The sequence below is a fragment of the Okeania sp. SIO2F5 genome, assembly GCF_010692685.1.
GTDB lineage: Bacteria > Cyanobacteriota > Cyanobacteriia > Cyanobacteriales > Microcoleaceae > Okeania > Okeania hirsuta.
The window spans coordinates 38,877-50,116 of the sequence record NZ_JAAHGU010000034.1; the positions used below are offsets into that span (position 1 = coordinate 38,877).

The 11,240-nt window shown below is 35.2% G+C and carries 6 protein-coding genes; 4 read left to right on the plus strand and 2 right to left on the minus strand.

Annotated features, from left to right (window positions below; translation table 11 throughout):
• Positions 1-25 precede the first annotated feature (25 nt).
• Positions 26-2,287: a recombinase family protein gene (locus tag F6K27_RS13910; protein ID WP_287276734.1), complete on the minus strand. Its 2,262-nt coding sequence runs from the start codon at positions 2,285-2,287 to the stop codon at positions 26-28.
• 480 nt (positions 2,288-2,767) lie between these two features.
• Here F6K27_RS13910 and F6K27_RS13915 point away from each other — a divergent pair, with 480 nt between their 5' ends.
• Positions 2,768-3,001, plus strand: coding sequence for a hypothetical protein (locus F6K27_RS13915; RefSeq protein WP_287276736.1), 234 nt, complete (start codon positions 2,768-2,770; stop codon positions 2,999-3,001).
• Positions 3,002-4,644: 1,643 nt separating this feature from the next.
• Here the strand turns inward: F6K27_RS13915 and F6K27_RS13920 are convergent.
• Positions 4,645-6,216 (minus strand): PQQ-binding-like beta-propeller repeat protein, encoded by a 1,572-nt coding sequence (locus F6K27_RS13920; RefSeq protein WP_124144591.1) that lies wholly within the window; start codon positions 6,214-6,216, stop codon positions 4,645-4,647.
• Positions 6,217-8,079: 1,863 nt separating this feature from the next.
• On the opposite strand from F6K27_RS13920, the gene F6K27_RS13925 reads away from it, so the two are divergent.
• The 3 genes from F6K27_RS13925 (at position 8,080) to F6K27_RS13935 (ending at position 11,238) form a co-directional block, all read left to right on the plus strand.
• The gene (locus tag F6K27_RS13925; protein WP_287276737.1) at positions 8,080-10,143 is read left to right on the plus strand and encodes a thioredoxin domain-containing protein; all 2,064 of its coding nucleotides are present in this window, start codon (positions 8,080-8,082) and stop codon (positions 10,141-10,143) included.
• A 316-nt stretch (positions 10,144-10,459) separates the two neighbouring features.
• Positions 10,460-10,621 (plus strand): hypothetical protein, encoded by a 162-nt coding sequence (locus F6K27_RS13930; protein WP_161565002.1) that lies wholly within the window; start codon positions 10,460-10,462, stop codon positions 10,619-10,621.
• A complete protein-coding gene (locus F6K27_RS13935) occupies positions 10,618-11,238 on the plus strand; it encodes a hypothetical protein (RefSeq protein WP_287276738.1) in 621 nt (206 codons plus the stop codon). Before F6K27_RS13930 ends, F6K27_RS13935 begins: the two co-directional genes overlap by 4 nt.
• The last annotated feature ends 2 nt before the right edge of the window (positions 11,239-11,240 follow it).

The window sequence follows — 11,240 nt, forward strand, 5'->3', positions numbered from 1 at the left end:
TAGGCATTTATTGTAAATTGTCCAACTAAGCAGTATTAGATATAGAATTGTAGACCAAGGGTAAAAGTGGCCCAGTTTGTTCCTGTCCATTAACAGCTAAATCGCTATGACAAAGGTAAATCCGATATTCATTTGACTCATTAGCTGAACTATTGTTGCCATAATCTACAGGAGAACCTACACGACTTAACAAATCTAACAAAATTCTTCGCAGTCTTTCCCGATCGGATTTTTGCGTATCTTCAATAGTCCAAGAATTTCCTAACTGACTTTGCAAAAATAATGGCGCTCCATAGAGAGTAGCAGTACCTCCACTTAACCACAGAGGGGAGCCTATATCTAACCAAAACTGCCATCTATGACATCTACGACTAGCTCGATATTGAAAAACTGTTGCCAAAGTAATTGCTGGGGGAGAATAACCAATTGTCCTCACGGGAAAAGGATTTGCACTAACAACTCCTTTGCGTAAAAATTGGATAAATTTTTCTACTGTACTAGATGATAAGTCTTCTTCCACTGAGTCGTTGGTAATAGCGGTTGTTACCGAAAATTTTGAACTTTGTTGCAGTCTGCGCTCTACTTCCCAATAGTGGGTAGCGGTTTCCATCAACTCTCGTAGTGCTGCTAACTCAGTAAAAGAAAGATAGCTAGACATAAAAAATTTCTGAATTGCTCTGTCTAACAAAAATATCGGGTTAGGCAGTTGACGTTGTTGTTGTTGCGACCGCTGTTCTTCTATCCATTCCAAAATTTGATTATAAACACGAGTTGCTTGATACCCGACTCTATCCCATCGAGAAAAAGCTTGTATTGGCAGCAAGTGTGGATGTGTAAGATCTGGATAAAAGCAGTGATCTGCTAACAAACCTGCGCGCACTGGATCTATATCATTAGTCCTCTGTAAATTTTCTTGACCATCTGTTTGTTTTTCAGCTTTGCCAATAGACCTTTGACTTAATACAACCAACATTTCTGCCACTGCATCACGGTCTACTAAACGTCCCAACCCACGATAAACCAAAGTTAAAAGACTCAACAATGCTCGGATCGTGGGATAGCTAATTAGAGGACGTTGGTCTTTGAGTGAGTCTACAGCAATTCCAGCATGATGGAGAATTGAAATCAAACTATAACGAGCAATGGCATCTAAACCAGGAGCTATTATTGCTACTTCTTGAGGTTCTACTATACCCAATTTTATATCTTTAACGATCGCCTCTGCCGTTTTTCGTAACAAAGCCGCCCGCGATCTAGTCTGAATTAATTGTAAAAAAGCCGGAAGTTGGAAAATAGAAGAATTAAGACTATAAGTATCCAGGACTAATTCAACAATAGGTTCTCCTATTTCTGTAGCTAAATTTTGTTCAGTGTCTAATACTTCAATTTGACAGCGTTTCTGCAGTTCTGCTAAATATTTGGGGTCAGCTCCCAGACCTAATCTAATACCACCATCAGGATTATAAGTAAAAACGCCTAAAGTTCCATTATCTAAGAGAAAGTTGCATAAATGACTAGCGATCGCTGGATATTCATCCACATCATCTGCCAACAAAAATGGATAACGATTAATTAGATATTGCTGATAATTAGGATTTGGTAGTAGATACCGCCAGTATAACTCTGTGATGATACCATAAGTTAGCAAGCCTTTTTGTAAACACCAATGTCGCCACTGTTGCAGCAATTCTACTATATTGGCATAGAATTCCCCTGAATCTACTTGCTCAAATCCCTGTTGTAAAATCATTGCGGTCTCTTCTATAGGCGTGCAACTGAAAGCAGCCAATTGAAATAGGTCAAGAGTTCGGCGTATCATCCGCTCTCTAGTTACTCCTGGCTGTTGCAATAATCCTTTCTCTATGTGAGGACGCCAAACTCTGCCAGCAAGTTCCTGTTCTGTTTCGGGCCGTAGTCGTAATGGAAATTGTGCCTTTAAGTCCAAGGATTCGATTAGCAATGGCCAGAATAAGTTGACTTCATCTTCAAAAAAACCTAATGGTGTAGTTGAATGATATGGGTATTGTTCTAATGTAGCCTCGGAAATTCTGTCCATCAAGTCAAGTCGATTATTTGCATTAGCCGCCAATATTAGTATCTTGGGCGAAGTATGCAGAAAGTCTGGTATCTTTGGGCGATCGTCTAAAATATTTTCGGAATTTTCTGGCCTAACAATTTCATTTAGGGGAGACTTCAGATTTTGGCCTCTTATACAAAATTGTTCTATTAACCGACTTGTCTTACCGCTAAGAGTTGGCCCTGTAATCCAAAGAGAGCGATCGGGCATTGTTGGCTATCCTTTGTTTTGTTGGCAAATTAAACTATATAGCAAAGAACGAGTTGGTGTTTGACATAGATTGATGATGAACCGTAAGATGCCAGAAATACTTTTCCCACTGTTGCTTGTTGTCTGTTGCCTGTTCCCTGCTACATTATCGAAAAATTGAGTTTATATAGTATCCGGATAATTAGTTATCGTATGATTCAGGGAGACCGAGTCAGCAGGACTGAATCAGGAGAAAGTCAGGATGAGAGTGGGAATTATCTGTGGATATTCCGGCATTTTATGTCTGCGTTGAATGGAAGTAGAGAGTGCAATAACTGTATAACCGGATTTTATATTAAAGTCTTAGCATCGCAGGGGGTTGATTTTTTCAAGCGATCGTTATTAACTAGGTGTCAGCTAAAAGTTTTCAGCTATCAGCTTGGGTTGAAATCCCCGGATTGATTATAGCAAGATAATTTAAGAGGGGAAGATGTATTTCGGTTGACCGTAGATACAGGAAACAATGGAATATTAGATTTTGAAGATGATATCGATCTCATTGAGCTAAGAGAAGGGTTGACATTTTCCCCGCTAGCGATCATTAATGGTGAGGATAATACTATTTCTATTATTGTTGCTAGCAGTGGAGAAATTATTAGTACGATAACACGAGCAGATGAGATAGCGATCGCTTCTGATGATTTCATAGAAGGATTTAAAAAAAATAAAATTTAGGAGAGAAATTCCTTTTCTATGCAATAATTCCCGTATATCAAGCATTAAAGGAAATACTTGTTGATTCCAATATTCTCTCTGGTAAGTTTAGGAAACAAAATTTTACGGCGTTGCTTAAATGTAATGATAATTAGGGCTTGCTGATTAAATATCAAAGCATTGACTGATATTGGTTTTAGCATTTTTTGGTCTAAAAAAGTGCCAGCTTTTCAGCTCAAAAAGCTCAAAAAGCTAGTATTTTGGGACAATTATGGCAGAAAAATCACTCTTACAATTTTTACGACTATCTCCTCTAAAATTCCCCGTTCCTCCTGTCTCCTGTCTCCTGTCTCCTGTCTCCTACCCTCACCCATAAGACTTTTTCAGCAAACCCTAATTAGACATCTACTCCACACATAGGGAGTAGGCAGTAGGGAACCCACCCGCGGGGCCCGACCGTGGAGGGGAAAGAATTGATCATTTCTTTGGGATATAGATATTGATTTTTGATTCTTGGAGATGTCTATTAGCTGAAGGTAAAATTGAAAAACTGATGTTTTGCGCCCAAAGTTAATCTCAAAATCATTACCAGTCAGCAACGCCAATTTTACTTATATCCTAAACCTTTTGGGACAATTGTAGAGATCGCTTAATTAGTACAATTAGCCTTTTTGAGCATTGGCCATAATCTTCTAAGGGCAAGGCTAATTACTTTGAAAGCAATTAAAGTTTTAAATCCTTTAACTTTTTCTGTGTTTGTAATCTCTGGTAAATCTACATTTATATCATGTCTGGTTGAACAGTTATAAATAAACGACGGAGGAGTAAGAAGTCAGGTAGGGGAGCCGTCGGATTGGCGACGTACACGAGTCAGGAGGGAAGAAAAGAGAACAGAAGGAGAAAGTTTTTTTATCACTAAAGCCAAAAGAAAACTTTTTTTAGCTTGAATTGCACCAATTTTAATCGCTTTAATTTGTAGGAATCTTGGACTGTTAGGAGTCTCAGCCATTGAGTTTTCAATGACAGTTAAAAGAAATGGCTCCACAGACAGTGATAACTATCGGCACGATTACCAGTTTCACAGGTGTGATGTTTTGGATCTGGAAAATTTCTTGTTACATTGGAAGGCTGGAAAATCAGGTTGAAAACAACCGAAATGATACCAATAGATTAGGGAATTCCGTCGGGCAATAAAGATAAAAGTATTATACGTTATGTCAATAATCATTGCCTTGATCTCGGAACGATTGAATATTTTCTTGAAAAAAAATTTGATTATTGCCCACATACCAAAATTCATATAAACGAAGATGAGCTATAAAGTATAGCGCTGTGCGCAGGCAACAGGCAACAGCTCATCTGGCAACAGGCAACAGCTCCGGAAGGGGGAATAAAAAACCTATAATATAAGACTTTTAGCTATTGGACACCTCTTGTAATTTGTAAATATGCCAGCGCACATTACTATATTTCAAAAATTAGAGTGTCCAAAATGCAAAAGTACAAACATGACAACAGGACACTGCGACTACTGGTGTCGGGATTGTCGCCATCATTGGCCACGAACAAATTCTGTGGGGATTCTCCCTGATGTCCAGAACAAATTTTTTACCTCCGGAAAGTTGGAAACTGCTTATCTTTGACTTTTTCCCTCTTCCTGAATTTTAACCAAAACTATATAACCAACCATCCCGACCACAAATTCTAATAATTCCATCCCATACAATAGGAGTAGATTCAAAAGAAACTTTACCCGTAAATTTGCCAGCTTCTTCTACTATTAAACGGAAAAATTCTCCTTGAGCATTAGGTAAAACATTTTCCTCGTCAGGTTTCGCAAATTCCCAATTCAAATTAAATATATAAACCCCATTATATCCAGCAGTTACCAATTTATTTCCATCAGTAAAAATTGGCGTTGAAATTGAAGGACCAATTTTCTGCTTAAACAGGATTAGAGGGGTATCATAACTAAACTTTTTCAAAGGTCCTTTAAGTTGATTTCCTGTAGTTAAATCTTGGGAACCAATATATAGATATCCATCAATAGCATTAGTAGCAAATAAAGCCGGAAATTCACCATAATTATTATATTCATCATTCAACGCTACCGACCCAATAATACCTCCTAACCAACTATTAAATTTAATGTTACCTGTAGGCAAAAACCATTCTACACTTTCCTGATTTTTTTTATTAGGGTTTAATTTCACCACCCCACCATTTCCAGGAATAAATTGTTTTTCAATCGCACAAAATAATTTACCAGTTTTAGAAATAGCAACAGTACCATCTAAATCTGAACCTGTATAAAAATCCCAAACTATCTTTTTACTCTCTATATCAATACCATAAATATGTCCGGAACCTGCTGCTAAAAAAATTCTATTACCCAATCTAGCGGGAGATGATTCAGAGACAATATTTCCCCCTTGTCTTCTAACATCACTATCTACATAAAGTTTAATTTCGGATAATACTTCTGGCTGCAGAATAGAAGATTTTATTTTAGCTTTACTGACAGAACTATTAATAAAATAACCAATAGCATTTTCCCCAGCATTGAAAATCAAATTATTTCCTAATGGCAAAGCAGAACTATCATTATCGCGACTATAACTGCGAGTTTTTCTAATATCTAGTTGCCAAATTTCTTTCCCTGTTCTAAAAGAAATAGCACGAAAACTAGGGGCAATTCCTTTTTTTGCTCTCCCAGTTCTACTGCCTTGTAAAATCACAATACGATTCTCTTCATTCGCAGTTTCATCAATATAAACCGTACTTGAACCTTTAATCACATCATCAAATTTATATTGCCAAACTTCCTGATTATTCGCGACATCTATTTTGCGCAAAAGATGATCGTAACTACCAATAACTAAATAAGTTTTTCCTCTATCTTTAGTAATAGTGGGTTGCCCTGTCCATCCAGCTCCACTCCATACTTTTCTAGTTTTACCTACATAAGTTACACCTGTTCCTAATTTAAACTTATCTAGAACTTTAAAATTATCTGGTGTACCACGACCATAGAATCTTCTTTGGTCATTTCCCAAATATGTGGGAATTAATAAATCAATCTCTGGGTCGAGATAAGCAAAAAATTCTTTGACTTTATTCTCTAATAAATTTTCTGACAAGTTGAGATTTAGATATTTTGATAAAATTGGAGCTATTCCCGCTCCTAAAGAAAATTGTATAGCGATTTTATGGAAGTCTCTTCTTGAGTAATTCATAAATTATTGAGGAAGGAAAAAAGTGGAAGTAAAAATATTTATACCATTTCTCAAAAACTTTTCTACATTTTATTGGGCATGGGACCCACCCCTAACCCCTCCCAGGAGGGGGAGTAGGGGAATGTGGGAGAAGTAAACATCATAATAATTAGTATTAACTAACTAATAATCATCAAAAAGGTGATTTGGCTCGTATTATTTACTTAATAGTTGAAGTTTTACACAAGTAAAGCATTGCTTTTGGTAATTGGCATTACATATTGATGATTATTGAGAGTAAATAGAAATATAAATTACGATTACTAATAGATAGTTAAGGTTTGAGTACTCTTATATAAAAAACAAAAACATCAATAATTTATTTTGCTATACTAATCCTCTTCCTTTTAGGTATAAGGTAAGCAGTCAGCTATCAGCTATCAGCTTTATTACCTTTAAAGGAGAAAAAAGCAATTTTATCAAAGCTTCAGAGTACGAATATCTGGTTGAGAATGTAGTAGAAATTAAATGAATGCACATCTCTAATCATAAAAAATCAAATCAATTATCCCACAGCAATTATCGATTCTTTCCCCCTACTCCCTATGTATGGAGGAGATGTCTATTAAAAAGCTGACCGCTAATAGCTGAATGCTTACGATATAAGTGGCAATTGATTATTCATAATTAATTATTGAATAAGAGAAAAAAATGTGAATAAATTATTTTTTATCTACCTTCTTGATCGACAATAAACGGGTGTATCTCAATATTTGCCAAAATACTTTTTTCCTATTCTCTTTTCTCTATTCCCTTTTCCCTAAAAGCGATAAATTTTTGGCTTTATTCAAAATTTAGATGTAAGCATTTAGCCGTCAGCTATGAGCTATCAGCTATTAATTTTGGGTCTGCGTAAAAGCAACGTTTGAAGTTGAAAAATAATAAAAATTTACTGCCAAAGTCCCAAAATAAAACCTTAGAACTAATGTAAGCATTCAGCGGTCAGCTATCAGCTATCAGCTTAATTATCTTTAACGCAAGCTAGTCGTTCTTGTACTTCAAATTTATGGGTTTAAAATGTAGTCAAAGTCAAACAAATGCTTACTTAATTATATCTCTTGTAAAAATTAATTAAATCAATTCAAGATATTAAATCAACAATTTAATCCCTTTATTTCCTATCCCATGACTTCTGCAAGAAGTCTATTTATTAAAAAGCTGAGAGCTGAACGCTAATAGCTGAATACTTACGAACTAATTATTCATTACTAAGCAAACAGCAATTAATTTTGGGTCTGCGTAAAAGCAACCTTTGAAATTGAGAAATAATAAAAATTTACCGAATAATTAAGGTTTAAAGCCTCTCCTTTAAAGGAGAAACAAGCGGTCGAGGGATAGCGAAGAGACCTCGCCATATCCAATCGACCAAGAGAAGAAAAATTGTTCCTTTGAGTCAATCCTCTTCTTTTCAAGGAGAGGTAATTGTTAATTATAGCAATCAGGAATCAGTTGTGAGAATTGAGATGTTCCTTAAAAGTATAGAATATAGCAATTATTATATTTATATGATACGTTTTTTTCTTCTTCTCTGTTCCCTTTTACCTGTTCCCTAAAAGTTTTCAATGTCTCACAACTCAAATCATATTGCTATATTAATAATTAATTATTAATTATTAATTGTTGAATGTCATGGGTCCCCTTGCCAAACCTGAGAAGTAATGAATAATTACTAATTGCTGAAGTGCTGACTGCTAATAGCTGAATTCTTACAAATCAAGCCCTAAAATTCATAAATACGTTATAATCTGCGGAAATGTTAATCATTTACTTTTCAAAGTACCAGAATAATTGACAATATTAACAATAACTAGGGAGTAAGAAAAAATGACCAATCGTTTAGCTAAATCTCAAAGTCTTTATCTCCGCAAACACGCAGAAAATCCTGTAGATTGGTGGCCGTGGAGTGAAGAAGCTTTAGAAACTGCACGGCGAGAAGATAAGCCAATTTTTCTATCAATTGGTTATTCAAGTTGTCACTGGTGTACCGTTATGGAAGGGGAAGCTTTTTCTGATGAAAAAATCGCCCAATATTTGAATGAAAAATTTTTACCAATAAAAGTAGATCGAGAAGAACGACCTGATGTAGATAGTATCTATATGCAGGCATTACAAATGTTAACTGGACAGGGTGGTTGGCCGTTAAATATATTCTTAACTCCTGATGATTTAACACCTTTTGTTGGTGGTACTTATTTCCCTGTTGAACCTCGCTATGGACGACCAGGATTTTTAGAAGTTTTACAAAAGATTAGGGGATTTTATGACATTGAAAAAAATAAACTTAACGATTTAAAATCCGAAATGTTAGAGGGATTAAGAAAATCAGTTTTATTACCAGAAGCAGAAGATTTAAGCGAAGAGATACTGCAAAAAGGTTTAGAAGTTAGTACCGCAATTATTAGCGATCGCTACTCTCAACAAAGTTTTCCCATGATACCTTATGGACAAGGAGCATTACAAGGAACAAGATTTAATTTTGAATCTCAATATGATGGTAATCAAATTTGTTTACAACGAGGATTAAATCTGTCATTAGGAGGAATTTATGACCATGTTGCCGGAGGTTTTCATCGTTATACAGTAGACGCAACTTGGACAGTTCCCCACTTTGAAAAAATGCTCTACGATAATGGTCAAATTGTTGAATATTTGGCTAATTTATGGAGTGCAGGACATCAAGAAGCAGCTTTTAAACGAGGAATTATTGGCACAATAAATTGGCTAAAACGGGAAATGACTGCACCAGACGGATTTTTTTATGCTGCTCAAGATGCTGATAGTTTTACCACTCCAGATGAAGCTGAACCGGAAGAAGGTGCATTCTATATTTGGAATTATCAAGAATTAGAAAATTTATTAACCTCAGAAGAATTATCTGAACTATCAGAACAATTTTTTATCGCATCTACTGGCAATTTCGAGGGAAAAATTGTCTTACAAAGAAAGCAAGCAGGAGAGTTAAGTGAAACTTTAGAAAACTCCTTATCTAAACTGTTTGAATTACGGTATGGAGCCAAACCTTCTTCTGTAAAAACTTTTCCACCAGCAACCAATAACCAAGAAGCAAAAAATAATAATTGGCCTGGTAGAATTCCGGCAGTAACAGACACTAAAATGATTGTTGCTTGGAATAGTTTAATGATTTCTGGATTGGCACGAGCAGCCACAGTATTTAACAATTCAGAATATCTAGAATTAGCCGTTAATGCTGCTAATTTCATCATCAAAAATCAGTGGGTTAACGGACGTTTTCATCGATTAAATTATGAAGGTAAACCTGCAGTAATGGCGCAGTCAGAAGACTATGCTTTATTTATTAAAGCTTTGCTAGACTTACAACAAGCTTCTATTAATTCATCAAATACTAATTTTTGGCTAGACACAGCAGTAAAATTACAAGATGAATTTGATGAATTTTTATGGAGTTTAGAAGCATCAGGTTATTACAATTCACCAAGCGACGTTAGTGGAGAATTAATATTACGAGAACGAAACTATATTGATAATGCAACTCCGGCGGCAAATGGCATAGCAGTTGCTAATTTAGTACGTCTATCTTTGCTAACCGAAGAATTATATTATCTCGACCGAGCTGAGTCAGCTTTAACAACTTTTAGCAGCATAATGAAAAAATCTCCTCAAGCTTGTCCGAGTTTATTTATTGCTCTTGACTGGTATAGAAACCAAACTTTAGTTAGAACTTCTCAAGCAGAAATTTCTAGTTTAATTACTGAGTATTTTCCTACTACTATTTATAAAGTTGAAGCAGATTTACCAAAAAATTATGTAGGGTTAGTTTGCCAAGGTTTGATATGTAAAAAACCTTCTTTGAATAAACAAGAATTATTAGAACATCTAGAACAAAGTCAAAATCGTTGGGCTAAATAATTTAGGAGTCAGGAGTTGGGAGTCAGTAGGAAGAAAGTAGGAATTATCAGGGGATATTCCAGCATTTTATGCCTGCATTGAATGGAAAGCGCAATCAAAAAACTTTCTCCCTCCTAACCTTTTCTTTCCTTCTGCCTTCTGCCTTACTTTTTCTAAAGTGGAAGACTATGCTTTATTTATAAAAGCTTTGCTAGATTTACAACAGGCTTCCATTGCTTCATCAAATACTAATTTTTGGCTAGAAACAGCATTCAATAATTAACAATTAAAAATTAATAATTTACAATTACCTCTTCTTGCTTTATTTATAAAAGCTTTGCTAGACTTACAACAAGCTTCTATTAGTTCATCAAATACTAATTTTTGGCTAGAAACAGCAGTAAAATCACAAGATGAATTTAATAAATTTTTATGGAGTTTAGAAGCATCAGGTTATTACAATTCACCTAGCGACGTTAGTAGTAAAATTACAAGATGAATTTGATAAATTTTTTATGGAGTTTAGAAGCATCAGGTTATTACAATTCACCGAGCGACGTTAGTGGAGAATCAATATTACGAGAACAGAACTATATAGACAATGCAACTCCCGCGGCAAATGGCATAGATGAATTTGATAAATTTTTATGGAGTTTAGAAGCATCAGGTTATTACAATTCACCGAGCGACGTTAGTGGAGAATTAATATTACGAGAACGAAACTATATTGATAATGCAACTCCGGCGGCAAATGGCATAGCAGTTGCTAATTTAGTACGTCTATCTTTGCTAACTGAAGAATTATATTATCTCGACCAAGCTGAGTCAGCTTTAACAACTTTTAGCAGCATAATGAAAAAATCTCCTCAAGCTTGTCCGAGTTTATTTATTGCTCTTGACTGGTATAGAAACCAAACTTTAGTTAGAACTTCTCAAGCAGAAATTTCTAGTTTAATTACTGAGTATTTTCCTACTACTATTTATAAAGTTGAAGCAGATTTACCAAAAAATTATGTAGGGTTAGTTTGCCAAGGTTTGATATGTAAAAAACCTTCTTTGAATAAACAAGAATTATTAGAACATCTAGAACAAAGTCAAAATCGTTGGGCTAAATAATT